The sequence below is a fragment of the Anaerovibrio sp. genome (genome assembly GCF_024697385.1).
GTDB lineage: Bacteria > Bacillota > Negativicutes > Selenomonadales > Selenomonadaceae > Anaerovibrio.
Window position 1 is genome coordinate 24,709 of the sequence record NZ_JAILFV010000006.1, and the last position, 26,629, is coordinate 51,337.

At 46.6% G+C, this 26,629-nt stretch carries 25 protein-coding genes; all 25 read left to right on the forward strand.

Going from position 1 to position 26,629, the window contains the following annotated elements:
- Positions 1 to 83 precede the first annotated feature (83 nt).
- Positions 84 to 881 (forward strand): isoprenyl transferase, encoded by a 798-nt coding sequence (locus K6C05_RS00360; RefSeq protein ID WP_296730264.1) that lies wholly within the window; start codon positions 84 to 86, stop codon positions 879 to 881.
- A gap of 2 nt (positions 882 to 883) precedes the next feature.
- Complete coding sequence (locus K6C05_RS00365) at positions 884 to 1,711, forward strand: phosphatidate cytidylyltransferase (protein WP_296730266.1); 828 nt, start codon at positions 884 to 886, stop codon at positions 1,709 to 1,711.
- Positions 1,712 to 1,906: 195 nt separating this feature from the next.
- Positions 1,907 to 3,055: a 1-deoxy-D-xylulose-5-phosphate reductoisomerase gene (locus K6C05_RS00370; RefSeq protein ID WP_296730268.1), complete on the forward strand. Its 1,149-nt coding sequence runs from the start codon at positions 1,907 to 1,909 to the stop codon at positions 3,053 to 3,055.
- 15 nt (positions 3,056 to 3,070) lie between these two features.
- Positions 3,071 to 4,102 carry an RIP metalloprotease RseP gene (gene rseP, locus K6C05_RS00375; protein ID WP_296730270.1) on the forward strand — a complete coding sequence of 344 codons (1,032 nt, stop codon included), beginning with the start codon at positions 3,071 to 3,073 and terminating at the stop codon, positions 4,100 to 4,102.
- A 14-nt stretch (positions 4,103 to 4,116) separates the two neighbouring features.
- Complete coding sequence (gene ispG / locus K6C05_RS00380; protein WP_296730271.1) at positions 4,117 to 5,181, forward strand: flavodoxin-dependent (E)-4-hydroxy-3-methylbut-2-enyl-diphosphate synthase; 1,065 nt, start codon at positions 4,117 to 4,119, stop codon at positions 5,179 to 5,181.
- Positions 5,182 to 5,185: 4 nt separating this feature from the next.
- Entirely contained in the window at positions 5,186 to 6,895 is a 1,710-nt protein-coding gene (locus tag K6C05_RS00385) for a proline--tRNA ligase (protein WP_296730273.1), read from the forward strand.
- Positions 6,895 to 7,782: a metal ABC transporter substrate-binding protein gene (locus K6C05_RS00390; protein WP_296730275.1), complete on the forward strand. Its 888-nt coding sequence runs from the start codon at positions 6,895 to 6,897 to the stop codon at positions 7,780 to 7,782. The genes K6C05_RS00385 and K6C05_RS00390 overlap by 1 nt, the downstream gene beginning before the upstream one ends.
- A gap of 83 nt (positions 7,783 to 7,865) precedes the next feature.
- Positions 7,866 to 8,408, forward strand: a complete 543-nt coding sequence (locus tag K6C05_RS00395) for a DUF177 domain-containing protein (RefSeq protein ID WP_296730276.1) — start codon at positions 7,866 to 7,868, stop codon at positions 8,406 to 8,408.
- Between the two features lie 42 nt (positions 8,409 to 8,450).
- On the forward strand, positions 8,451 to 8,630 hold the full coding sequence (rpmF, locus tag K6C05_RS00400) for a 50S ribosomal protein L32 (RefSeq protein WP_296730279.1): 180 nt from the start codon (positions 8,451 to 8,453) through the stop codon (positions 8,628 to 8,630).
- Between the two features lie 320 nt (positions 8,631 to 8,950).
- Positions 8,951 to 9,514, forward strand: a complete 564-nt coding sequence (gene fapR, locus K6C05_RS00405) for a transcription factor FapR (protein ID WP_296730280.1) — start codon at positions 8,951 to 8,953, stop codon at positions 9,512 to 9,514.
- Positions 9,515 to 9,525: 11 nt separating this feature from the next.
- Positions 9,526 to 10,554: a phosphate acyltransferase PlsX gene (gene plsX, locus K6C05_RS00410; RefSeq protein ID WP_296730281.1), complete on the forward strand. Its 1,029-nt coding sequence runs from the start codon at positions 9,526 to 9,528 to the stop codon at positions 10,552 to 10,554.
- Positions 10,535 to 11,539, forward strand: coding sequence for a beta-ketoacyl-ACP synthase III (locus K6C05_RS00415; protein WP_296730282.1), 1,005 nt, complete (start codon positions 10,535 to 10,537; stop codon positions 11,537 to 11,539). The genes plsX and K6C05_RS00415 overlap by 20 nt, the downstream gene beginning before the upstream one ends.
- 1 nt (position 11,540) lies before the next feature.
- Positions 11,541 to 12,488, forward strand: a complete 948-nt coding sequence (gene fabK / locus K6C05_RS00420; RefSeq protein WP_296730283.1) for an enoyl-[acyl-carrier-protein] reductase FabK — start codon at positions 11,541 to 11,543, stop codon at positions 12,486 to 12,488.
- A 112-nt stretch (positions 12,489 to 12,600) separates the two neighbouring features.
- On the forward strand, positions 12,601 to 13,542 hold the full coding sequence (gene fabD / locus K6C05_RS00425) for an ACP S-malonyltransferase (protein ID WP_296730285.1): 942 nt from the start codon (positions 12,601 to 12,603) through the stop codon (positions 13,540 to 13,542).
- 1 nt (position 13,543) lies between these two features.
- Positions 13,544 to 14,287 (forward strand): 3-oxoacyl-[acyl-carrier-protein] reductase, encoded by a 744-nt coding sequence (gene fabG / locus K6C05_RS00430; protein WP_296730287.1) that lies wholly within the window; start codon positions 13,544 to 13,546, stop codon positions 14,285 to 14,287.
- Between the two features lie 40 nt (positions 14,288 to 14,327).
- Positions 14,328 to 14,558: an acyl carrier protein gene (locus K6C05_RS00435; RefSeq protein ID WP_294519483.1), complete on the forward strand. Its 231-nt coding sequence runs from the start codon at positions 14,328 to 14,330 to the stop codon at positions 14,556 to 14,558.
- Positions 14,559 to 14,651: 93 nt separating this feature from the next.
- Complete coding sequence (locus tag K6C05_RS00440) at positions 14,652 to 15,596, forward strand: nitronate monooxygenase (protein ID WP_296730288.1); 945 nt, start codon at positions 14,652 to 14,654, stop codon at positions 15,594 to 15,596.
- A 17-nt stretch (positions 15,597 to 15,613) separates the two neighbouring features.
- On the forward strand, positions 15,614 to 16,858 hold the full coding sequence (gene fabF / locus K6C05_RS00445) for a beta-ketoacyl-ACP synthase II (protein WP_296730289.1): 1,245 nt from the start codon (positions 15,614 to 15,616) through the stop codon (positions 16,856 to 16,858).
- A gap of 16 nt (positions 16,859 to 16,874) precedes the next feature.
- Positions 16,875 to 17,591 carry a ribonuclease III gene (rnc, locus tag K6C05_RS00450; RefSeq protein ID WP_296730290.1) on the forward strand — a complete coding sequence of 239 codons (717 nt, stop codon included), beginning with the start codon at positions 16,875 to 16,877 and terminating at the stop codon, positions 17,589 to 17,591.
- A gap of 118 nt (positions 17,592 to 17,709) precedes the next feature.
- A complete protein-coding gene (locus K6C05_RS00455) occupies positions 17,710 to 18,519 on the forward strand; it encodes an MBL fold metallo-hydrolase (protein ID WP_296730291.1) in 810 nt (269 codons plus the stop codon).
- A 220-nt stretch (positions 18,520 to 18,739) separates the two neighbouring features.
- A complete protein-coding gene (locus K6C05_RS00460; protein ID WP_296730292.1) occupies positions 18,740 to 19,906 on the forward strand; it encodes an efflux RND transporter periplasmic adaptor subunit in 1,167 nt (388 codons plus the stop codon).
- 12 nt (positions 19,907 to 19,918) lie between these two features.
- Positions 19,919 to 23,113 (forward strand): multidrug efflux RND transporter permease subunit, encoded by a 3,195-nt coding sequence (locus tag K6C05_RS00465; RefSeq protein ID WP_296730295.1) that lies wholly within the window; start codon positions 19,919 to 19,921, stop codon positions 23,111 to 23,113.
- 550 nt (positions 23,114 to 23,663) lie between these two features.
- Complete coding sequence (gene recA, locus K6C05_RS00470) at positions 23,664 to 24,707, forward strand: recombinase RecA (RefSeq protein WP_296730297.1); 1,044 nt, start codon at positions 23,664 to 23,666, stop codon at positions 24,705 to 24,707.
- Positions 24,700 to 25,197, forward strand: coding sequence for a regulatory protein RecX (locus K6C05_RS00475; RefSeq protein WP_296730299.1), 498 nt, complete (start codon positions 24,700 to 24,702; stop codon positions 25,195 to 25,197). The genes recA and K6C05_RS00475 overlap by 8 nt, the downstream gene beginning before the upstream one ends.
- A 160-nt stretch (positions 25,198 to 25,357) precedes the next feature.
- Positions 25,358 to 26,629 (forward strand): glutamine-hydrolyzing GMP synthase (gene guaA / locus K6C05_RS00480; RefSeq protein WP_296730304.1); only part of this gene is annotated, 1,272 nt, incomplete at its 3' end.

Consider the following 26,629-nt stretch of genomic DNA (forward strand, 5'->3'; position numbering starts at 1 on the left):
ATCGTTCTGACTGGTACATGTCAATATGCCCCTCAATTGTGTGTTTGAGGGGCTTATTTTCTTTGAGTTGGAGTTATTAAATTATGTGGAAAAAAATATTTGGCAAAAAGAAATCTCCAAATATCGATTTAGATCAGGATTTACTCGCGACAATAGACAAAGAGACCCTGCCACGCCATGTTGCCATAATTATGGATGGTAATGGCCGTTGGGCGAATAAAAAGGGCATGCTCAGATCTGCCGGGCATGTCGCTGGGGTAAAGGCCCTGAAAAGAACCTTGAAAGCTGCCATTTATCTCAATTTGGAGGCTTTGACGGTTTACGCCTTTTCAACGGAAAACTGGAAACGCCCCACTGAAGAGGTGGATTTTCTCATGAAGCTGTTTTCCGATTATCTGGAAAAAGAACTTGATGAGATGGACAGGGATAATGTTCATATAGACTTTATTGGAAGGGTGGATGGATTTTCCGCTCATCTGCAAAAAATGATGGAGGACGCCAAGCAGCGCACTGCTGACAATACCGGGGTCAGATTTACCGTTGCGGTGAATTATGGCGGACAGGACGAGATGGTGAGAACCGTTCAGTCCCTGGCCAGGGATGTTGCAGCCGGAAAGCTTGCTCCGGAGGATATAGACGCCGGACTTATTGATTCCAGTTTGGATACCGGTGATCTGCCACCAGTGGATTTGGTTATCAGGACAAGCGGAGATATGCGGCTGAGTAATTTCCTGATTTGGCAGACAGCATACGCTGAATTCTGGTTTACGGATACCAACTGGCCGGATTTCTCAAAGGATGATTTTGCTGAAGCCCTTATTGATTTCAGCAAAAGAGACAGAAGATTTGGTGGCCTTAGCAAAAGAAATGGGGATAAATAGAAATGCTTACTCGTACAATTGCCGGAGTGGTGGGAATAATCCTGGCGGCCTTTGTTATTCAGACCGGTGGGACACTGTTTGCCATAGCCGGCCTGTTGTTGGCACTGGGTGCATGGTATGAATATTGTCGGGCATTTCGGCAAAAAAATATAAATGCAGCTCTTGTGACCGGGGCATTACTGCTGGTGGTGATGTGGACCAGTGGTTGGCTGGGCGGAAGCACCATGCTGGTCGGTGCCACTATGCTTTCCGCGTTGGTAATAATGCTGCTGACTGTAATCAGACATGAACGCTTTACTGTAATTGATGCAGCTGTTTCCATGACAGGCGTTTTTTATATAGGATTGGCCTTTGTCCATCTTGTGATGCTCCGCTTTGTTGGTGCCGGGCAGGTTATAAACACATCCTTGGGAGAATTTCAGACCGGATGTGCATTTATTTGGGTAGCTCTCATTGGCACCTGGGCCAGTGACACCTTTGCTTATTTCGCCGGCTGTTTCTTTGGTAGGCATAAGCTATGTGTATCAATCAGTCCCAAGAAGACCATTGAGGGATTTGTTGGTGGCTTAGTCGGCACCACCTGTTCCGTGGCAGGCCTGGGGCTGTTTTTTGGCTTTGATACGGTGCTCATGGCATTGTTGGGGCTGATTATATGCATTATTGCCACATTGGGTGATTTGGTGGAGTCGGTGGTCAAAAGATATACCGGCATAAAGGATTCAGGAAATATCATACCGGGACATGGAGGTATCTGGGACAGATTTGACAGCGTTATTTACACTGCACCCTTTGTATATTATTTCATGTATTTTACAAAGCTGGCCGGTTAATTTTCCCTTGGGGACAGGTCAGCTGCGTCAATGAAATATTGGCGCCTGCAGGGAGCTCCGGCACATGCCCTGTGTGCAATAAGCTTCTTTCAGAAAGTAACAGGCTGCCAGTGTGGATATTCCTGCAGGGGGGAGATATATGCTCCCCCCTGTTATGCTTAACTTTCATCGGATTGTGTTGAAGGAGTATAAAAAGTGAAAAATTTAGTCATTTTGGGTTCAACAGGTTCAATTGGTACACAGACCCTGGATGTAGTCAGGGAGAATCCCGGACTTTTCCACATCTCAGTACTGGTGGCCAACACCAGTGATGAGCTTATTGAAAAACAAATAATGGAATTTAAGCCTGAACTGGCAGTGCTTTCAGACAATGATGCAGCAGAGCGCCTGAAAAGCAGGTATTCCGGCCCTGTCAAAATCCAGGGAGGCCGACAGGCAGTCCTGGAAGCGGCTGTTTATCCTGATGCGGATGTGGTAGTGACATCACTGATGGGATTTGCAGGCTTGGAGCCTACCCTGGCAGCGTTGGATGCTCATAAGGATATTGCCCTGGCCAACAAGGAGACATTGGTGGTGGCAGGTGAGCTGGTAATGGCCAAGGCCCGGGAAAAGGGCTGTGCCATTTTGCCTGTGGACAGCGAGCATTGCGCATTGTTTCAGTGCCTTCAGGGACAGGACAGAAAGGCTGTTGAAAAGCTGATACTCACCGCTTCCGGTGGGCCTTTCCGGGGCAAGAAAACCAGTGACCTTACCAATGTTACCAAAAAGGATGTCCTGGCGCATCCAACCTGGAATATGGGGCAGAAAATAACAGTTGATTCAGCTTCCCTGGTCAATAAGGGACTGGAGGTCATTGAGGCAAAATGGCTTTATGGTGTTTCATATGATCAGATACAGGTGGTTGTTCATCCACAGAGCATCGTTCATTCCATGATCCAGTATCATGATGGCACTGTAATGGCCCAGCTGGGCTGTACTGACATGCGTCTGCCGATACAATATGCCCTGACATACCCGGACCGGGTGAAATCCCATTTTCCGAGGGTGGATTTTTATGAGTTGGGAAAGCTGACCTTTGAAAAACCGGATATGGAAACCTTCCGCGGTTTGAAGCTGGCCTTTGAAGCCGGAAGAACCGGAGGTACCATGCCATGTGTCATGAATGCTGCCAATGAGGTGGCAGTTGGGGCATTCCTCAAAGGGGAAGCAGGGTTCCTGAAAATTTATGATCTGATAGAAAATGCCATGGATAAGGCAAAGGTGGAGTATAATCCATCCCTTGAGCAGCTTCTCGAGGCAGATAGGTGGGCTCGTGAAATTACTCAGAAGGAACTGTCTAAATAAGGGAGTAAAAGCATTATGTTACTGACTATAATATCTGCAATTTTTGTTTTTGGCCTGCTGGTACTGGTGCATGAATTAGGACACTTTATCACGGCCAAAATGACCAATATGCGTGTTGATGAGTTTGCCATCGGCTTTGGTCCAAAACTGATAGGCTGGAAAAAGGGGGAAACCCTTTATGCTATCCGGGCCATACCCTTGGGTGGATTCAACAGGATTGCCGGAATGGACCTGGATGAAGACGAAAATGATGCCGGTGACAGGGCGTATTTCAGACGGCCTATATGGGCAAGGATGATTGTTATCCTTGCCGGCTCCTGCATGAATTTCCTTTTGCCGGTAATACTTTTCTTTTTGATTTTCTTTTTCAGTGGCGTTCAGTCACCAAATCCGGAGCCTGTTATCGGCGGTATTATGGATGGCCGTCCGGCTGCTTCTGCTGGTTTGATGGCAGGAGACAGAATTCTGGCAATCAATGGCCAGGAGATAACCCAATGGTCAGATATATCCGATCACTTCAAGGATTCGGCAGGCAAGCCATTTGAAATAACATATTCCCGTGACGGAGAGACCGGTTCCAGCACTATAATACCCGTGGAGGATCCAACCTCCAAACGCGCAGTGATAGGTATCCAGGGCTCACTTCTCACCCAGGAGGTTTCCCTGGGTGAGGCAGCTGCACTGGCTGTGGACAAAACCTGGTTCATTTTCAAAACAATGCTCGGTGCACTGGCCATGATTTTTACCCAGGAAGGAGCCTCTGCAGAGATTTCCGGCCCAATAGGAGTAGCCCAGATGGCCGGCGAGGTGGCCCAGCATGGTTTTATCCCGTTGCTTAATTTTGCGGCATTTCTCAGTCTCAACCTGGGAATAGTAAATCTTCTGCCGGTACCGGCGCTGGATGGCGGACATTTTGTCACCTTGGTGATTGAGGCTGTCCGGGGAAAACAGATGAGCAAGCGGGCCATGTATTACATACAGGTAACAGGTGTTGTAATCCTCATGAGCCTGATGATTTTTGCCACATTCAATGATGTTACACGATGACGGGAGGGGAATGGATGATAAAGCGCAGGAAAACCAGACAAATTCATATTGGTAATGTTGCAATTGGTGGCGATGCCCCAGTATCCGTTCAATCCATGACCAATACCAAAACCACCGATACCGGGGCCACTGTGGCCCAGATAAATGCCCTTCAGGCAGCAGGCTGTGACATCGTAAGATTGGCTGTGCCTGATATGGCCGCAGCCCTCAACCTTGGTAATATCATAAAAAAGGTAAATATCCCTTTGGTAGCCGATATCCATTTTGATTACAGGCTGGCCCTGGAGGCCATCAACCAGGGGATTTCGGCCCTGCGGCTCAATCCTGGTAACATTGGCGGTGAGGCCAATGTAAAAGCGGTTGTGGCAGAAGCCAAGAAGCATAATATTCCAATCCGCATTGGCGTCAATGCAGGCTCCCTGGACAAAAAGCTTCTGGCCAAATACGGGGGCATCACACCGGAAGCCCTGGTAGAATCAGCCATGGAACATGTCCGTATACTTGAGGCACAGGATTTTTATGATATGAAAATATCATTAAAGGCCCATGATGTACCACTGACCATAGCTGCCTATCAGCTTATGTCAGAGACGGTTGACTATCCGCTGCATCTGGGGATTACCGAAGCCGGAACTGCCCGTACCGGGATGATTAAATCGGCTGTGGGAATCGGAGCCTTGCTGAGCCAGGGGATAGGTGATACCTTCCGCATTTCCCTTACCGGTGACCCGGTAGTTGAAGTTCAGGTAGCCAATGAAATACTTAAGTCCCTGGGAATGCGCGAATACGGTCCGACACTGATTTCCTGTCCTACCTGTGGGCGTACAAGCATTGATTTGGCCAGCATAGCCGATGAAGTGGAAAAAAGACTGCAGGGAATACAGAAGCCTATATCTGTAGCCGTTATGGGCTGTGTTGTCAATGGCCCCGGAGAAGCAAGAGGTGCCGATGTTGGCATTGCCGGCGGCGTGGGTGAAGGCTTGGTGTTCCGTAAGGGTGAGATAGTCCGTAAGGTAAAGGAAACAGACCTGGTAGAGGAATTGTTCAAGGAAATAGACAGCATATTACAGGAGGATTAGGATATTGCGAGCAACTAGATTATATGCACCAACTTTGAGAGAGACCCCTGCTGAGGCTGAGGTAAAAAGCCATCAGCTGATGCTCAGGGCCGGCATGATCAGAAAGGCAGCCGGCGGTTTATATACATATATGCCATTGGCCTGGCGTACCCTGAAGAAAATAATGAACATTGTCCGTGAAGAAATGGATGCAGCCGGGGGACAGGAAATCGCCATGCCTATAGTCCAGCCATCGGAAATCTGGAAGGAGACCGGCCGCTGGTCCGTTTATGGAGAGGAGATGTTCAGGGTAGCTGACCGTCACGGTCGGGAATTTTGCCTTGGACCAACCCATGAGGAAATGGTTACCACCCTTATCCGGGATGAGGTCCGTTCCTACAAGCAGCTCCCTTTGATGCTGTATCAGATTCAGAACAAGTACCGGGATGAAATCAGACCGCGTTTCGGTCTGATGCGCGGCCGTGAATTTATAATGAAGGATTTGTATTCCTTTGATAAGGATGAAGCGGGAATGAATGAATCCTACAAGCTGATGTACGATGCCTACACCCGTATTTTCTCCAGGATGGGATTGGATTTCAGACCTGTAGAGGCTGATAACGGGGCAATCGGCGGCGGTCATTCCCATGAATTCACCGTACTGGCCGAAGCAGGGGAGTCCAATATTGCGTACTGTACCAGCTGTGATTATGCCGCTTCTGATGAAAAGGCTGAATTGAAAGTAATAAAGGCGCCTGAGGAGGATATGAAGAGCCTGGAGAAGGTTCCTACCCCGGGAGCACATACCATTGCCCTGGTTGCCCAGTGCCTGAATCTGCCATTGGAGAAAACCATTAAGGCAGTGGCCTTCCAAAGCGACAGGGATGACCTGATTCTGGCCTTTGTACGCGGTGATCATGATGTAAATGATGTGAAGGTAGTCAATCTTTTTGAGGATGCCATAGAGCTTCATATGGCTTCTGATGAAGCCATTATCGCTGCTGGTGGTGTACCGGGCTTTATGAGTCCTATTGGCCTTAAGGAAGGCACCAGGGTAGTAGTTGATGCTACTGTAATGGAAATGTTCAATGCCTGTGCCGGAGCCAATGAAAAGGATGTGCATTACATAAATGTAAATCCAAAGAGGGATTTCAAGGATGTAACAGTAGCTGATATCCGCATGATAAAGGAAGGGGATGCCTGTCCTCATTGCGGTGCACCTGTAAAGATGACCCGAGGGATAGAGGCCGGTCAGGTCTTTACCCTGGGAACAAAGTATTCCCAATCACTGCATGCTACCTTCCTTGATGAAAACGGCAAGGAAAAGCCTCTTGTAATGGGCTGCTACGGTATAGGCGTTAGCCGTACCATGGCTGCAGCCATTGAGCAGAACAATGATGAAAATGGAATCATCTGGCCAAAGGCCATAGCACCTTTTGAAGTTGTCGTTGTGCCGGTCAATGCAAAGAATGAGGATCAGCTGCGCATTGCCGAGGAAATATATGATGAACTGAAAAACAAGGGGGTTGATGTACTGCTTGACGACCGTAAGGAGCGGGCAGGTGTCAAGTTTAAGGATGCAGACCTGATTGGATATCCACTGCGTATTACAGTAGGGCCAAAGGCTGTAGACGAAGATACTGTTGAGCTCAAGATTCGGCGTAATGGTGAGGTATGTACTGCTGCAAAGGCTGATGTTGCAGCAAAGGCGATTGAAATGCTGGAGGAACTCTAATGAAAAAAATAGCTTTGATTTTGTCGTGTATTATGTTGTTTGCCCTGTTCGGCTGTGGCCGGGACAATGCGCCTGCCGCTGACAAGGACACAGGAGAGATTACTGTCTTGACGAGCTTTTTTCCAATGTATGTGGCGACTATTAACATTACGGATGGCGTTGAAGGTGTTAAGGTCGTGAACATGACAAAGCCTCAAACAGGCTGTCTCCATGATTATCAGCTTACCACCCAGGATATGGCCATGATTGAAAAGGCCGATATCATGGTAGTGAACGGCGGCGGTATGGAGAGCTTTTTGGAAAAGGCAGTAAAGCAGCAGCCAAAATTGAAGCTGGTGGATGCCTCCAAGGATATTCCTATGCTGGAGGACAATCCACACCTTTGGGTCAGTGTAACCAATGAGATAAAACAGGTGCAGAATATTGCTGCCCAGTTAAGTGAAATCGATCCAAAGCACAAGGAGCAATACGAGAAGAATTGTGCAGCCTATGTGAAGAAGCTGGAAAAGCTTGGTCAGGACATGCACGCCAAGCTGGATGGCTTCAAGGGCAGGAAGATTATTACCTTCCACGAGGCATTCCCGTATTTTGCCAAGGAATTTAACCTGGAGATTGCCGCAGTGATTGACAGGGAACCAGGCACAGAACCGACTCCAAAGGAGCTTGAGGATACAATAAATATCATAAAAGGTTCCAATATAAAGGTGATTTTCACCGAGCCACAGTATTCGGCAGGTGCTGCCAAGACCATCTCGGCAGAGACAGGAGCAGCAATTTATGAGCTTGACCCGGCTGTTACCGGAGAATCCAATCCGGATGCAAAGGATGCTTATATAAAAACCATGAGCAAAAATGCCGAAGTGTTGGCAGAGGCACTTAACAAGTAGTCTGACCTTGTATATGCGGTCCGGAAACTGTTTGATACCGGGGAAATTTTGTCAAGGTATTTCTCTTGACAAACCATATTGCTGTGGCTATAATAAATGAGGTCGATATCTATATGATGAAAATAAATGTAACAGAAGCCAATGAAAAGCTGGGTATCGCGGTTCCCTTTGAGTTTGTCACAACTGCCGGGGAGATATCTGCTGTTCACGAAGATTATTCCTTTGATGGAGATATTACCGTCAGGGGAGAGTGTGTAGCAACCGGTAGGGGATATCGCATCAGTGGCCGGATTTCCTGCACTAAGTCCTTTGTTTGTGATCGTTGCCTGGAGCAATCAGCTGTGCAGCAGGTGCACGATTTTGATGAGGCGTACCAAAAGCGGGGAAGCGGTTACAATGAAGATAACCAGGATGTGAATTATTTTGATGGTGATCAGGTGGATATATCACAGATGATAAGGGATGTCCTCCTGTCTGACCAGCCATTGAATAATATATGCAACGCTGATTGTCGCGGTCTGTGTCCGAAGTGTGGCGCAAACCTCAATCATGGCGATTGTGGCTGTGACCGTACCGTGATTGATCCAAGACTGGCGGCATTGCAGCAATTATTGATTAAGAAATAATTCTGATTTCAGTGAATGTTTCGTTAAGGAGGTGTATCCCAAATGGCAGTACCAAAGCGTAAAATGTCTAAGGCCCGTCGTGATTCCCGTCGTGCCAATTGGAAACTGGAGGTTCCTGGTTTCGTTGAGTGCCCACAGTGCCACGAGCCTAAGATGCCTCATCATGTTTGCACAGAGTGTGGTTACTATGATGGCAAGGAAGTTGTTGCCGCAGCTGAATAATTGACTGCTAAATGGGCAGGCTGAAAGGCCTGCTCATTTTTAGTGCATATATGTACAACAACAGGATGGAAAATATTTTTTAGTAGCTGATAATATTTTTCTTGCCTTTTGTGATTAAAATCTATATAATCATATGCAGTTAGTAGTAGGTGGTACTAATTTTTAATTATACCTACACCAGACAGGCATTGTGATGTATCAGATTACCAAACGGATTGATGAATAGCGTATGGATTCATTTGTTAAACTGATAATCGGCAATGTTTGGAATGTTAAGATGTTTTGTGCTATGATTAGTATGTTGCAAAAGGTGAGAAAGAATGGCGCGTATCAAGAAAAAGGAAAGGCATACTGCTTTAATGCGTCAGGTCAATGAAAAACCTTTTTTGACCGATGAGGAATTGGCCAAGTTATTTAAAGTAAGTATCCAGACAATTAGACTGGACCGCATGGAATTAGGGATTCCCGAAGTCCGGGAACGGATTCGTCAGGTAGCTGAAAAGGCCCGTGAAAAGGTTACCACCATCGAAAATGATGATCTGGTAGGCGAGCTGATAGAGCTTAATCCGGGGCATTCAGGCGTTTCACTGCTGAAGGTCACCGAGGATATGGTTTTTGCCAAAAATCAAATTGCCAAGGGACATTATATTTTTTCCCAGGCCAATTCATTGGCCCTGGCACTTATAAGTGCACCAAGGGCTGTTACCGGGGTCGCCAATGTCAAGTACAAGGTTCCGGTAAAGGCTGGAGAGATGCTGGTGGCAAAGGCTGAGGTGATCAGACAGCGCAGCAATAAATTCTTCGTCTGGGTAATAACCAGAAATGATAAACAGGAAGTGTTTAGAGCAAAATTCATCGTTGTTTCATTGAATGACAACGAGTAGGAGGCTTGAAGTTGAAACTTGCAGTAGATGCTATGGGTGGGGATTACGCACCAAAGCAGATAGTTATGGGTGCAATTGAAGCTGCACGAAAATTTGATTGCGAAATTGTTCTTGTTGGAGATAAAGATCAGATAGAGGCCGAGCTGAAGGCTAATAACGGCCAGAATTTAAAGAATATCACAGTTCACCATACCACAGAGGTCATTGAAATGGGTGAACATCCTGTGGAGGCCATCCGAAAGAAAAAAGATGCCAGTCTGGTGGTTGCTACCAAGCTGGTGAAAAATGGCGAGTGTGACGGTGTGCTGTCTGCGGGAAGTACTGGTGCAGCCACTGCCGCAGCACAGCTGATGCTGAGGACTATTAAGGGCGTTGACAGACCATCTATTGCCACACCGCTTCCTACATCTGACGGCCTTGTGCTGCTTCTGGATTCCGGTGCTATTGTGGACAGTAAGCCAAAGGATTTGACAGAGATGGCCCTGATGGGTTCCCTGTACAGTCAGTATGTCTATGGAATTGAAAACCCCAAGGTGGGGCTGCTCAATGTAGGTGAGGAGGAAACCAAGGGCAACAAAAAGGTCCAGACCACTTACCCGATGCTCAAGAGCATGGACTCAATCAATTTCATAGGAAATGTTGAAGGTCGCGATATACCGACTGGTATGGCAGATGTAGTAATTTGTGATGGATTTGTTGGTAATATTGTGTTAAAATTTGCAGAGGGTTTGGCAGTAACATTATTCAAGCTGATTAAGGACGCCATTAAGGGCGGAGGAATATTGGCACAGCTGGGAGCCTTTTTGGTTATGCCTGCCCTGAAGAAACTGGGTAAGCGTCTTGATGTGACAGAGTATGGTGGAGCACCATTACTGGGAGTAAATGGCTGCTGCATAATCTGTCATGGTTCTTCAACCGCAAAATCCATTTGCAGTGCTATTAATGTTGCAAACAATTATGTAAAAAGCAATGTTATAGAACGCATCAGGGATAGCATAGAGAAGGAGGAGATGCTCAAGAATGACAGCGAAGAAAATTAACGCAGGCATATTGGGTACAGGGTATTATCTCCCGGAAAAAATACTTTCCAATAATGATCTTGAAACGATTGTCGATACAAGTGATGAGTGGATAACTGAGAGAACTGGTATCAAGGAACGGCGAATAGCTGCTGATGATGAGGCAACATCTGATTTGGCAATCAGGGCTGCGGAGATGGCCTTGAAGGATGCAAAGACATCTCCGGAGGAGATTGACCTGATTATCGTGGCTACATTGACCTCTGATAGGATTATTCCATCAACTGCCTGCATGATTCAAAACAGACTCGGCGCCTCAAGGGCTGCAGCCTTTGATTTATCAGCGGCCTGTGCAGGGTTTGCATACGGCCTTACCGTTGCTGCACAGTTTATTGAGACCGGGGCATATAAAAAGGCTTTGGTCATAGGCGCAGAAACTCTTTCCAAGTACATCAACTGGGAAGACCGCAACACCTGTGTGCTGTTTGGTGATGGTGCCGGCGCAGCTGTAATAGGTCAGGTAGAGGATGGCTTTGGGCTGCTGAGCTTTGATCTTGGCAGTGATGGTGCCGGTGGCGATGCCATACAGATACCATCCAGTGGCAGCTTGATGCCGGTGAGCAAGGAGTCCATTGATCAGAGACTGAACCTCATTCACATGAACGGCAAGGATGTATTCAAGTTTGCCGTCAAGGTCATGGGAAATACAGTTAAAAGGTCCCTGGAAAAGCTGGATATGCCGAAGGAAAAAATAGACTGGCTTGTACCACATCAGGCGAATATACGGATTATCCAATCCGCAGCCAGACGATTGGCCATGCCTATGGACAAAGTAGTTGTAAACATTCAGAAATATGGAAATATGTCGGCAGCCTGTATACCAATTGCATTGGCAGAAGCTGCTGCTGAGAAGCGCTTTCACAAAGGCGATATAATAGCACTGTCTGGTTTTGGTGCAGGCCTGACATGGGCGTCCTGTATTATCAGATGGTCTAAGGAGGATTAACATGTTTGAAAAAAATCCGATTTGTAAGTTATTGAATATTAAGTATCCAATTTTCCAGGGTGGAATGGCCTGGATCGGTACTGCTGAATTGGTATCTGCCGTATCCAATGCCGGTGGCCTTGGCATAATTGGTGCTGGTCATATGCCTCCGGACATTCTGAGGGCGGAGATCCAGAAGGCAAAAAAATGGACTGACAAACCTTTTGGCGTTAATATCATGCTCATGTCCCCATTTGTCAAGGAAGTAATGCAGGTGGTTGTTGATGAGCGTGTTGCGGTAGTAACCACAGGAGCAGGCAATCCTGCAGAGTATTTGCCGGCCCTTAAGGAGGTTGGCACCAAGGTTATTCCGGTAGTAGCTTCTGTGGCCCTGGCCAAGAGACTGGTCCGTTCAGGAGTTGATGCTGTAATTGCCGAGGGTACTGAGTCCGGTGGACACATCGGGGACATTACTACTATGGCGTTGGTTCCACAGGTTGTGGATGCAGTTGATGTACCAGTTATCGCCGCCGGTGGTATTGGTGATTCCCGTGGCTTTGCAGCTGCTATTGCCCTGGGTGCTTCCGGTATCCAGATGGGAACCCGTTTCGTGGTTTCTGAAGAGTGTATTGCTCATGAAAATTATAAAAATCTCGTACTGAAGGCCAAGGATCGCTCCACAGTTGTTACAGGCCGTTCCACAGGACATCCTGTCAGGGTTATTGGCAACAAGATGACCAGGGAATACTCAGAGATGGAAGCCAGACAGGCTTCTACCGAGGAGCTTGAGAAGTTTGGAGCAGGCCGCCTGAACCTGGCAACCCACAAGGGTGATGTAGAAAACGGCTCCGTAATGATCGGCCAGATTTCCGGCATGCTGGATGAAATCAAGCCGGTATCAGTTATTATTGAAAATATGGTTGCAGGCCTGGTTCCTGTTAAGGACAGGGTCAATGATTTCCTGAAATAATTTATATTATTAGTTTGTGACTCGTGAGGATGACCATTTACTCCGAGTTTTATCATGTCAGTTTTATGCATTATTTTACAGGTATGTTGTATGACAGAAGATGGAGAATAAAATGAGTAAAATTGCGTTTATATTTCCTGGGCAGGGAGCCCAGAAAATCGGTATGGGCAAGGACTTCTATGATCACTATGATGTGGCAAAGAAGCTCTTTAAGGAAGCTGATGAAGCTCTTGGCTATTCCATTATGAAGATGTGCTTTGAGGGGCCGGAGGAGGATTTAAAGCTTACAGCAAATACCCAGCCGGCTATTTTGACAATCAGCTGCATTGCCAATGAAATCCTCAAGGAAAATGGTGTTCAGCCGGATATTACCGGTGGACACAGCTTAGGTGAATATTCTGCCCTTGTGGCAGCTGGTGTCCTGAAGTTTCAGGATGCTGTTGTCCTGGTTCATAAGCGCGGTGAGTTTATGCAGGAGGCAGTACCTGTTGGCCAGGGCGGTATGGCTGCAATAATCGGTGTGGACCGTGACAAGATTATCGAGGTTTGTCAGGGTATCAACAACGAAAGCCCTGTTCAGGCAGTCAATCTGAATTGTCCTGGACAGACCGTAATAGCCGGTGCCACTGCAGGCGTAGAAAAGGCAGTTGAGGAACTGAAGGCTGCCGGTGCAAAGAAGGCAGTTATCCTGCCGGTAAGTGCCCCGTTCCATAGTACCCTTATGAAGCCTGCTGCTGAAAAGCTGGCAGTGGAGTTGGATAAGGTATCCCTGGAAGATGCCAGGATTCCGGTTGTGGTCAATGTCAATGCCCATATTCTCGTAAAGGCAGATGACATCAAGACCAGCCTGGTAGCTCAGGCAGCCAGCCCTGTACTTTGGGAGGACTGTGTTGCCCAGATGAAGGCTTTTGGTGCCACCACCATGCTGGAGGCAGGTCCGGGCAAGACCCTGTGTGGATTTAACCGCAGGATTGACAAGGAAATAAAGAGCCTGAATGTTGAAGATGTTGAGTCATTGGAAAAAACGCTTGACTATTTCAAGGAGGTTCGCTAATATGCATTTAGATGGAAAGACTGCCCTAGTTACTGGCGGTTCCCGCGGTATAGGTCGTGCTATTGCCATAAAGCTGGCTTCTGAAGGGGCTTCAGTGGCCATCAATTATGCCGGTAATGCCAAGGCTGCCGAAGAGGTTAAGTCTATTATTGAAGCTACCGGCGGCAAGGCAATTATTGTCCAGGCTGATGTATCCAATGGTGAATCCGTAGATGCCATGGTCAAGACTGTGGTGGATGCCTTTGGTGGTATTGATATCCTGGTAAATAATGCAGGCATTACCCGTGATGGGCTCCTTATGCGAATGAAGGAAGAGGATTGGGATGCAGTGCTTGATACCAACCTTAAGGGTGTATTCTATTGTACCAAGGCCGTATCCAAGCTCATGATGAAGAAGCGCTCAGGGCGCATCGTCAATATGGCATCCGTTGTTGGTCTTACCGGTAATGCCGGTCAGGCAAACTATTCCGCAGCCAAGGCCGGAGTTATTGGTTTTTCCAAGACCATGGCCAAGGAACTCGCTTCCCGTGGGATTACCGTGAATATGGTAGCACCTGGGTATATAGCCACTGATATGACTTCTGTTCTGCCTGAAAAGGTGAGGGAAGCCATGGTAGCAGGTATACCTTTGGGAAGGGTTGGCAATCCTGAGGATGTTGCCAATGCAGTATTGTTCCTGGTATCTGATAACGCATCTTATGTTACTGGCCAGGTCATCAATGTTGATGGCGGCATGGTTATGTGATATAGATTATAGATGAAACCTGTTTGAGGAGGTGAACCAGATGACAACCTTTGAAAAAGTTGTAGAAATCGTAGTCGATCAGTTGAGTGTTGATCCTGATGACGTTGCAATCGAATCTACTTTTATCGATGATTTAGGCGCTGATTCTCTTGATATTGTTGAGCTCATTATGGCATTTGAGGAAGAGTTCGGTATCGAGATTCCAGATAGTGCAGCTGAAAAGATTAAGACAGTTCAGGATGTTGTAACTTTCATTGATCAGAACAAATAAGCATTTTGCGTCTTACCTTTAAGAAAGTCCCGTGAATTTATTCGCGGGACTTTCTAAAAAAGGTGAGTACCGCCCATGAATGGAGGAGTAATTTTGAAACTTCCTGAACTTAAAATTGGCGATAAAATTGCAAAGATGCCAATTATTCAAGGCGGCATGGCAATCCGTTTATCAACTGGTAGGCTGGCAGCAGCCGTTGCAAATCAGGGTGGTATCGGCCTGATTGCTGCTTCAGGGATGACAAATGATGAGCTTCGATATGAAATCAGGCTGGCACGGGCATTATCCAAGGGAATAATCGGCATCAATATAATGTTTGCTGCAAGGAAATTTGCAGAAATTGTAACAACAGCTATTGATGAAGGTATAGACCTGGTAGTTGCAGGTGCAGGCTTTTCTCGTGATATTTTTGGCCTGGGCCAGAAGTCCGGAACTCCTGTTGTTCCAATAGTATCATCCGTAAAATTAGCGAAAATTTCTCAGCGTCTTGGCGCCGCAGCCATTGTGGTTGAAGGCAAGGAGGCTGGCGGTCACCTGGGGACTGATCAATCCATCAAGGACATTATCCCTGATATAGTGGCTGCTGTAGATATACCTGTCATTGCGGCAGGTGGTGTTCTCCACGGTCAGGATATTGCTGATTTAATAAATATGGGTGTAAGTGGTGTCCAGATGGGATCCCGCTTTGCTGCTAGTGTTGAGGCGAATAGTGCCCCAGCCTTGAAACAATATTATTTGAAGGCAAAGCCGGAGGATGTTGTGGTTATTCACAGTCCTGTAGGCTTACCTGGTCGCGCAGTTAAAAATCCATGGGCTGCAAGGATCATGGAAGGTCCTGTGCCGCCAAAACAATGTGATAACTGCCTTAAGGCCTGCAAACATAATTTCTGCATTATCCGGGCCCTGAGCCGTGCTCAGCAGGGGGATGTGGAGACAGGCCTTGTGTTTACTGGTGAATATTTACCAACGATAGATAAAATATTGACTGTAGAAGAGATCTTTCAGCAGATAAAGGCAGAAGTAGCTGCTATTAATTGAAATGTGAGGTGTTAAGTTTGTCTAATCGTGTTGTAATTACCGGTCTTGGTGTAATCAGTCCAATTGGCACAGGCAAGGATGTTTTTTGGAATTCCCTGCTTGCCGGCAAAAACGGAATAGATAAAATTACCCGCTTTGATGCAACTGAGTACAAATCCCAGATTGCAGGCGAGGTAAAGGATTTTGATCCTGCTGATTACATGGACAAGAAAGAGGCTAAGCGTATAGATCGCTATGCACAGTTTGCTGTTGCTGCAGCAAAAATGGCTGTTGATGATGCTAAGCTTAATCTCGAAGCCGAGGATTGCGACCGTATCGGTACCTTTGTAGGTAGTGGTATCGGTGGTATAGAGACTATGCATGGTCAATACGAGAAACTGTTCGAAAAGGGACCTAACAAGATCAGCCCGTTTTTCATTCCAATGATGATTGGTAACATGGCTGCCGGTCATGTGTCCATAGCATTGGGCCTGCGTGGTCCAAGCAGTTGTGTTGTTACTGCTTGTGCAACCGGTACTAACAATATTGGTGATGCCTTCCGTGTGCTCCAGCGTGGCGACGCGGATGTCATGGTTGCCGGTGGTACTGAGGCAAGTATTTCCCAGGCTGCTGTTGCAGGCTTCTGTGCCATGAAGGCTCTTTGCAGTGATCATAATGATGATCCACAGCATGCCTCCAGACCTTTTGATGCCAACCGCAGCGGATTTGTAATGGGTGAGGGTGCAGGCATTGTGGTGTTGGAGACCCTGGAGCATGCAAAGAAGCGTGGAGCCCATATTTATGCTGAAATTGTTGGTTATGGTGCCAACTCCGATGCATATCATATTACCAGTCCGGCACCTCATGGTGAGATGGCTGCCAAGTGCATGGCCAAGGCCCTGGAGGATGCAGGCCTGAAGCCTTCTGAGGTTGATTACATCAATGCCCATGGCACATCTACACATCTGAATGATCTGACTGAGACAGAGGCTATCAAAACTGTATGGGGTGACCATGCAAAAGATGTATCTGTCAGCTCTATCAAGTCCATGACCGGTCATCTGCTGGGTGCTGCCGGTGGTGTGGAATGTATCGCGACTGCCCTGGCAGTTGTCAATGATATGCTTCCGCCTACCATCAACTATGAGACCCCTGATGAGGGCCTTGACCTGGATTATGTGCCTAACAAGGCAAAGGCCAAGACTGTTCGGGCTGCCCTGTCCAACAACCTGGGCTTTGGTGGGCATAATGCCTGCATTGTATTAAAAAAATATTCTGAATAAAGTTGAGTGATTTGTTATGAATGAGCGTGTGACTGCAGAGCGCAGGAAGCGTTTGGAAGAGCTGGCCGGCCGATTGGGTGTTCACTTTAACAATATCTGTTGGCTGCATCAGGCTCTGACACATACTTCCTATGCCAATGAGTCTCGCTTTAAGGTAGAACATAATGAACGCTTGGAATTCTTAGGAGATGCGGTGCTGGAGCTTGCTATCAGCACCTATCTTTTTGAGCGTTTCCCAGAACTTCCTGAGGGAGAGCTTACAAAATCAAGAGCAGCAGTGGTCTGTGAGGCCAGCCTGTCCAGCAGGGCTGCTGAATTAAATCTTGGGGATTACCTGTTACTGGGCCATGGAGAGATGTTGTCCGGTGGACGCAGGAGATCATCGATGCTGGAGGATGCCTTTGAGTCGGTAATCGGTGCCATATATATGGATCAGGGCTGGGAACCGGCTAGGAAATATGTTGTCCGTCAGCTTGAGGAGCATTTGAAGCAGGTTGGAGCCGGTGCGTCAGCCGTAAAGGATTATAAGACAATACTCCAGGAGCTGGTTCAGTGTCACGGTGAGAATAAAATCCGTTATGTGATGCTGGGAGCAACAGGTCCGGACCACGCCAAGATATTTGAATTTGATGTAAGGCTTAATGATGAAGTTTTAGGAACCGGAACAGGTCCAAGCAAAAAAGCTGCAGAGCAGCAGGCTGCCAAAAAAGCATTGGAAAAATTGAATAAATAATTGAAGGACTGTTGCGTTATTTGTAACAGTCCTTTATTATGTAAGGTGAAGATTTAGTTTTTAAGCATTAAAAGTAAAAAAATAATTTCATGTATCTATTCATTATAGGGGGGATAGTATGAAGAAAATTATTTTTCTTGGTACCGGCAATGCCATGGTTACCAAGGTATTTAATACCTGCTTCTTGATTGAACTGCCGGACGGGGAGCTTTTCCTTACAGATGCCGGTGGTGGAAACGGGATATTGCGGCAGATGGAGCTGGCAGGTGCTGATTACAATAAAATGCATCACATGTTCATCACTCACGCTCATACAGATCATGTCATGGGTGCCGTATGGGTAATCCGGAAGATTTCTTCACTGATAAATAAAAACAAATATGACGGAGTTTTCCATATTTATTGTCATGACCTTGTAAAGGACATCCTTCTCAGTATGTGTGAAATGATGCTCAAGGAAAAGGACTATGAAAACATTGGTGAAAATATTATCATTCATCAGGTATGGGATGGCCAGGTATTAAATCTGGAGCAGATGGAAATTAATGTTTTTGATATATATTCTACCAAGGCCAAGCAATATGGCTATCAGCTGCGTTTTACAGATGATGATACCATGCTTACCTGCCTGGGGGATGAGCCTTACAATGACGGTTGTGAGGAATATGCCGAGGGCTCGGACTGGTTGCTCTCAGAGGCTTTTTGCAAATATAGTGACCGGGACATTTTCAAGCCTTATGAAAAGCATCACAGCACCTGCAAGGAGGCCGCAGAGCTGGCCCAGAAGCTTCATGTGAAGAACCTGGTGCTGTATCATACCGAGGACAAAACCATCGATACACGCAAGGAGGCATATGCCTCTGAGGCCAGACAGTATTTTTCAGGAAAGATATTTGTTCCTGATGATCTTGAGGTTATTGAGCTGTAATTTTAATCTGATTTTAAGAAAACATAGCTTAGGTGATTGTATAATGGTAAGGTAAGGCAAATTAGCTATTAAAATATTTGTTTTATCAAGGGACAAGGACAATTATTTATAGGGTAATGGGATCTGTTATTTTCCTGGAGAGCAGGATCAGTAGTAATAGTGCAAAGTGTGAGGGATTTTGTTTTGTGCGTTGCTGACATTACATTAAGGAGGAATAAATTTGTTATCAAAAAGAGGAATTGTAATAGTTGCTGTTGTGGCTATTGCTGCAATAATTGGTGGATATATGTTCCTTATGGGACAGATGTCTGGTCAGCGTACCGGCGGTGCTGCACAAGTAAAGGTAATGAATGTTATCCACAGGGATACACCGCTTACTCTTGAGTATCCTGGTACAGTTAAGGGCAAGGATACTGCCCAGGTTACTGCCAAGGTTTCCGGTACTGTTGTAGAAAAGTATATCAAGGGTGGAGATCAGGTTACTGCCGGTCAGGCCTTGTATCGTATAGATTCAAGGACTTATCAGGCTGCATTGCTCAACGCCCAGGCTAATTTAGCCCAGGCCCAGGCCAACCTGAACAATGCCAAGGTTGATTTGGTAAGAAATCAGCAGCTCTACGCAGCTCAGGCTGTTTCCGAGCAGGTAGTTACCAACCAGCAGGCACAGGTTAATGCCCTGGAAGCCAATGTTTCTGCAATGGAGGCATTAGTTCAGAATGCTCAGCAGAATTTGGATGATACAGTAGTATATGCACCTATGAGCGGCAAGCTGGCAGTTGATGATGTGGCTGTCGGTACCTTTGCTGCTGCCGGAAGCACACCACTGGTTACCATCGGCACCAGCAATCCTATGATGGTGCAGTTCAGCATCAGTGAAGCTGAGTATCTCAAATATATTGGCCAGGATGTAGTACCTGGTAATGCACTTCCTAGCAAGAATGTCCGTATAGTCCTCAGTGATGGCAAGGAATATCCTGCCCTGGGCAATGTGGTTGGATTAGACCGTGCCATGGATGGCAATACTTCTTCCTTGCTGGTAAAGGCAGAGTTTGACAATCCAAACGGTGTACTCATTCCAGGTATGTTTGCCCGTGCCCGTCTTGTTGGCGACACCATAAAGGATGCTTTGCTGGTACCTCAGCGTTCAGTTCAGCAGCTTTTGGGCAAATCCTTTGTTATTGTTGTGGGTGAAGATAACAAGTCTGTTGTTGTTCCTGTAGAACTCGGACAAAAGGTAGGCAGTTATTATGTTATTACAAGTGGCCTGAAGGGCAATGAGCAGGTAGTTGTTGAAGGCCTGACAACTCTTACAGAGGGTATGGATATGGAAGTGACAACCGTTTCTGCTGATGATTTGAGCTTTTCGTTTATTGACAAGCACGAATAAGGGGGTAGACAGGTGTCTAAATTTTTTATACATAGACCGATATTTGCTATAGTTATATCCCTTATTATTGTTATTGGTGGTCTGATTTCTGCTGCGCAGCTTCCTATTGCCCAGTATCCTCAGATTGCACCACCTACGGTAAGGGTTAGTACCACTTATATTGGTGCGAACGCCAAGGTCGTTAATGAAACTGTTGCCCAGATTATTGAGCAGCAGGTCAACGGTGTTCAGGGCATGGACTATATGAACTCCAACTCCTCTGACTCCGGTTATTATTCCATGTCTGTAGTATTCGAGCTGGGTACTGATGGAGATATGGATGCGGTAAAGGTACAGAATGCAGTAGCTGTTGCTAATCCAAGCCTGCCGGAAAGTGTTAAGTCAGTAGGTGTTGTTACTGCCAAGTCCTCTGAGAACATGGCATTGATGGCAGCGGTTGTTTCACCAAATGGTACCTATGATAGCACATGGATTAAAAATTATGCAGATATCTATTTGATAGATAAAATCAAGCGTGTTGAAGGTGTAGGTTCCGTACAGGCCTTCGGCGCTAACTATGCCCTGCGTATCTGGTTGAATCCTGATAGACTGGCAGAGCTTGATATGACCGCAGGAGATGTGGCAGCTGCCATTCAGGAGCAAAACCTTCAGGCACCGGCAGGTACCGTGGGTGCGTTGCCTATTTCCAATCAGCAGGAGAAACAGCTCACCGGTAAGATTGATGGTCGACTTGTTACACCTGAACAGTTTGGTAATATCGTAATCAGGACCAACGCCAATGGTACCATGGTACGAATCAAGGATGTTGCCAGGGTGGAAAATGGTGCTGAGCAGTATGCAGTATTTGCTGATATGAATGGCAACAAGAACACTGTGGCATTTGGTATTCAGCTCACAGAAAGTGCCAATACCATGACTACAGTTGCCGAATGTCGTAAGATTTTAGCCGATGTAGAGAAGGATTTCCCACCGGATCTTACCTTGAATTATATCGTTGATACCACTGATTACATCAGTACCTCCATCAAAGAGGTTGTTAATACCTTCTTTGAGGCACTGATGCTGGTAGTACTGGTTGTATTCTTATTCCTGCAGAGCTGGCGTGCTACGTTGATTCCATTGCTGGCCGTTCCGGTTTCCCTGGTAGGAACATTTATCGCCTTTATAATCCTGAATTTCTCAATAAATACCCTGACCCTTTTCGCCATGGTATTGGCCATAGGTCTGGTAGTAGATGATGCCATAGTTGTTATCGAGAATGTAGAGCATCATATGAGTACAGGACTTACCCCTATAGACGCCACAGAGCGTGCCATGGATGAGGTACAGGGGCCTGTTGTGGCCATAGCCTTCGTTTTGGCAGCAGTATTTATTCCTGTAGCTTTCCTGGGTGGTATGATGGGTGTACTGTACCGACAGTTTGCCCTTACCATAGCCATATCAATGGCCCTTTCTGCTTTCGTGGCCCTTACCCTTACTCCGGCCCTGTGTGCAACTCTTTTGAAGCCGGTAGATAAGGACAAAAAGGAAGACAAGAGCCTTTTGGGCAGATTCTTTACTAAATTCAATGACAAATTTGATTCCATGCGAATCAGTTATCAGGGCGTTGTTGGCTGGTTTATCGGAAATGCCCGGTATGCCGTTATCCTGACGGTTATCGTTACCGGCCTTACAGGATTGTTGTACAAGATTGTACCAAGTACCTTCGTTCCTGATGAAGACCAGGGATATTATGCAGTATCAGTATCCCTTCCTGAAGGTACCTCCATCAACAATACCGTTACTACAATGGATAAGGTATCCAGTGGTATCAAGACCATTGATGGCGTAAAGAATGTTATGGCCATCACCGGCTTTGATATTTTCTCCTTCGGTAGTAAGCCTAATGCCGGTACTATGTTTGTAGGCCTGGATAATTGGGATGACCGTAAATCATTGGAAAAATCCCTTAATGCACTTCTGGGCAAAACCTTTGCTGTAGGTGGCCAGGTAGCACCAGAAGCCCAGGTTATAGCCTTTAATATGCCTGCATTGCCAGGTCTTGGTAATGTCGGTGGTTGGCAGATGGAGCTGCAGGATTTGGCCGGTCATTCAGATGAAGAACTGAATGAAACTGCCCAGAAAATCGTAGCAGCTGCAAATCAGCGCCCTGAACTCCAGGGTGTCCGGTCCACCTTCAAGATTAATTCTCCGATAGTTAAGTACGATGTTGACCGTGATAAAGCCAAGAGCCTTGGTGTCCAGATGTCTGATATCTTTACCACTATGCAGGTATTCTATGGCGGAACTCAGGTAAATGACTTTAATGAATTTGGCCGTACCTACAAGGTAGTATTGCAGGCTGATCAGAATTACCGTACTGCCTCTGATGACATGCGGTTCATGTTTGTTCGCAATGCTGCTGGTGAAATGATTCCTCTGGAATCCCTGCTGACTCCAAAACTCAGTACAGCACCTTCCATTGTTCACCGCTTCAATGCAGCCAATGCCGTATCCATCCAGGGTAATGCAGCCAGTGGGTATTCTTCAGGACAGGCAATTGCCGCCATGGAAGAAATCGTTAAGGAAGTTGCACCTGCCGGTTACAATGTAGAGTGGTCAGGTCAGGCCCGTGAGGAAATCAAGAGCGGAAGCTCCACCAGTACCGTATTGGCCTTGGCCCTGGTATTCGTATTCCTCTGCCTGGCAGCTCTTTACGAGAGCTGGAGCGTACCGTTTGCGGTACTGATGGCTGTGCCTGTAGGTATATTTGGCGCCCTGTTCTCCGAGCTATTTATGAGCCTTGTGGAGACATTGACTGTTGGACCTAACCCTGGTCTCCAGAACAGTGTATACATGCAGATCGGTGTCATAATGCTGATAGGACTTTCGGCGAAGAATGCAATACTGATTGTAGAGTTTGCCAAGGCCCGTACAGACGCCGGCATGAATCCTTTGAAGGCTGCCATAGAGGCAGCAGGCCTCCGTCTCAGACCAATATTGATGACATCCTTTGCCTTTATCATCGGCTGCTTGCCTTTGGTCAGTGCCAGTGGTGCCGGTGCTGCGGCCCGTAATGGTATGGGTGTTGCAGTAGTTGGTGGTATGCTCTTTGCAACCTTTATCGGTATCTTCATTATTCCGGCCTTCTACATCATAACCGTAAGGTTCTCTGACATGATTGGCCTGAAGAAGGAGAAAAAAGGTCACGACAAGATGTATATCTGATAGAAATTATGATTTAGATTAATTAAATGAAGCTATTTATCTAAATAGCTTCATTTTTTTATCTTAATATAGTATAATACATATAAAAATAAACATCTAAAGTTATAACTCGGTGTAAGATTTCCTCTTCCTCTATAGGTGGGGGGGACAATCTTTAACAGGTGGTGAGTATATCTCCCGCCTCGCGCGACGCAAGGCGAGTGCCCTCGTTGAAACGCTAATAGGAGTATTTTTCTTAATAAATGAAGAAAAAATTTGAACAATGGCGTTATAACGAGGCAAAAGATGTCCTCTTCCTCTATAGGTGGGGGGACAATCTTTAACAGGTGGTGCGTATATCTCCCACCTCGTGCGACGCAAGGCGAGTGCCCTCGTTGAAACGCTAATAGGAGTATTTTTCTTCATAAATAAAGAAAAATTTGAACAATGGCGTTATAAGAACAGGTGTTGTAATTAAAACCTTTGTTTGGTATAATACATAACGGTGATATTAGATTACGGAGTAAAATCAGAATAAAAATAATTTCTCATAGAAGGGAGTTTATTGTTAATGGAGAAAGAAGAAGCGTTAAAAAGTGCCCTTAAGCAGATAGAAAAGGATTACGGTAAGGGGGCCATTATGCGCCTTGGCGATGCTGCCAACGATATGAATGTGGAGGTTATTCCTACAGGTATATTGCCTCTGGATATTGCCTTGGGCGTTGGTGGTATTCCCCGTGGACGAATCATAGAGATTTATGGCCCGGAATCCTCTGGTAAGACTACAGTTACCCTGCATATGATAGCTGAGGCCCAGAAGAACGGCGGTATTGCAGCATTTATAGATGCTGAGCATGCCCTGGACCCGGTATATGCCAAGAAATTAGGCGTGGATATTGATAACCTGCTTATTTCACAGCCGGATACAGGGGAGCAGGCCCTGGAAATTGCTGAGGCACTGGTAAGAAGTGGTGCCATTGATATTATTGTCGTTGATTCCGTTGCAGCTCTCGTACCAAAGGCTGAAATCGAGGGTGAGATGGGTGATGCCCATGTGGGTCTTCTGGCCCGCCTTATGAGTCAGGCCATGCGCAAGCTCACAGGTGTTATCAGTAAGTCCCGTACAACAGCCATATTCATCAACCAGATTCGTGAGAAGGTCGGCGTGATGTATGGCAATCCTGAAACCACCACCGGTGGCCGGGCTCTGAAATTCTATGCCTCTGTCCGTCTGGATGTGCGCAAATACGATACCGTGAAGCAGGGGACCAATATTCTCGGTAACAGGACCCGTGTCAAGGTGGTCAAGAACAAGGTAGCACCACCATTCAAGACTGCTGAGTTCGATATTATGTATGGTGAAGGTGTATCCCGTGAAAGCAGCCTCATCGATATAGCCTCTGATCTGGAGATACTCCAGAAGAGCGGGTCATGGTATTCCTATAATGGCAGTCGTCTTGGACAGGGCAAGGATACCATCAAGGAAATTCTCCGCAAGCAGCCTGAGCTTTGCGCAGAAATTGAAGGCAAGGTTCATGAGATGCTCAAGGACGATGAGGTCATGCAGCGCCTGACATCACCATCCAAGAAGACAAAGGCCGGCAGTGATGACTGATAAGGAATCCGCCAGACCGGCCAGGGGGAAGTCCAGCCCCAGGCCTTCCGCCAAGGCCAAGGCCGTTGATCTTTTATCCCGCAGTGATCAGAGCGTACGCCTGCTGTCCACCAAGCTGGCCAGGAAGCAATACAGCGAGGAAGAAATCCAGGAAGCGGTCCAATGGCTTCAGGAGAAGCACTATATAGATGATGAAGCCGGCTGTAGGAGGCGCTTTGATTATCTCTATAATTCCTCCAGTTACAGCGTAAAGCAGATATGTGCCAAGCTGATGCAGAAGGGGTATGACAGCAGTCTGGTGCAGGACTGCGTTCCGGATGATATATATGAACGGGAATTTCAAAAGGCCATTAAGGTGCTTACAGGCAAATTCAAGGGGAATGCATCCTTTCAGAAAATGATGCAGTACCTTTATCAAAAGGGATTTTCCTACGATGCTGCCCGAAATGCCGTAGAACATTTCATGGCAGAATTTTCCGTTGAACAGTAAATTGAACAGTAATCAAAAAGGAACTGTTGATTACCTGTGTGATTTTCCGGGGGAGCCCCTGGGGTCATAGTGGTAATGGCAGTTCCTTTTCATAATTATTGGGTTATGTTATAATGTTTTAGACAAAAACTTAAGGAGGATAAAGCTCTTGGCAAATGAAATGATACTGGTATTGGATTTTGGTGGTCAGTACAACCAGCTGATTGCCCGTCGTGTCCGTGAGTGCAATGTATACTGTGAGGTGCATCCTAATACCCTGAGTATGGAAAAAATCAGGGAAATGAATCCAAAGGGGATTATTTTCACAGGCGGACCAAACAGCGTATACAAGCCTGAATCTGCTACTATCAGCACGGAGATTTTTGAATTAGGGGTGCCGGTTCTTGGAATTTGCTATGGGTCACAATTGATTGCCCATCTCCTGGGCGGGAAGGTGGATACTGCTCCTGTCAGTGAATATGGTAAAACCGAGGTGTCAATCAAGAGCGCAGACTCCAAGCTCTTTGACGGTGTATCCGAAAAAACCGTTTGCTGGATGAGCCATACCGATTATATCGCCAAGGCTCCTGAGGGCTTTGCCGTTACAGCAGATACTCCTGTATGCCCTGTGGCCGGTATGGAGGATGAATCCCGTGGCATTTATGCCGTACAGTTCCATCCTGAGGTCCTGCATACCGTAGAGGGCTCCAAAATGCTAAGCAATTTCGTTTACAAGGTATGTCAGTGTGCCGGAGATTGGCGGATGGATTCCTTTGTAAACACTACCATCCAACAGCTCAAGGAAAAAATCGGCAATGGAAAGGCCCTTTGTGCCCTTTCAGGCGGTGTGGATTCTTCAGTGGCAGCTGTGTTGATGTCCAAGGCTATTGGCAGGCAGCTGACCTGCGTATTTGTTGACCACGGTCTTTTGCGCAAGGACGAAGGCGATCAGGTAGAGGCTGTATTCGGTCCTGATGGTCCATATGACCTGAATTTTATCAGGGTCAATGCCCAGGAGCGTTTTTATGAAAAGCTCAAGGGAGTAACAGAGCCTGAGGCCAAGCGCAAGATAATCGGTGAGGAGTTTATCCGGGTGTTTGAAGAAGAAGCCAAGAAAATCGGTGCCGTGGACTTCCTGGTACAGGGTACCATTTATCCTGATGTTATTGAGAGCGGTCTTGGCAAATCAGCAGTAATCAAGTCCCATCATAATGTAGGTGGCTTGCCGGATTATGTGGATTTTAAGGAAATTGTGGAACCACTGAGGCTTCTTTTCAAGGATGAAGTACGAAAGGCCGGTCGGGAGCTGGAGATTCCTGAATATCTGGTAAACCGCCAGCCGTTCCCGGGTCCTGGATTAGGTATCCGCATTATCGGCGAGGTTACGGCAGAAAAGGTGAAAATTGTCCAGGAAGCCGATGCAATTTACCGTGAGGAGATTGCCAAGGCAGGA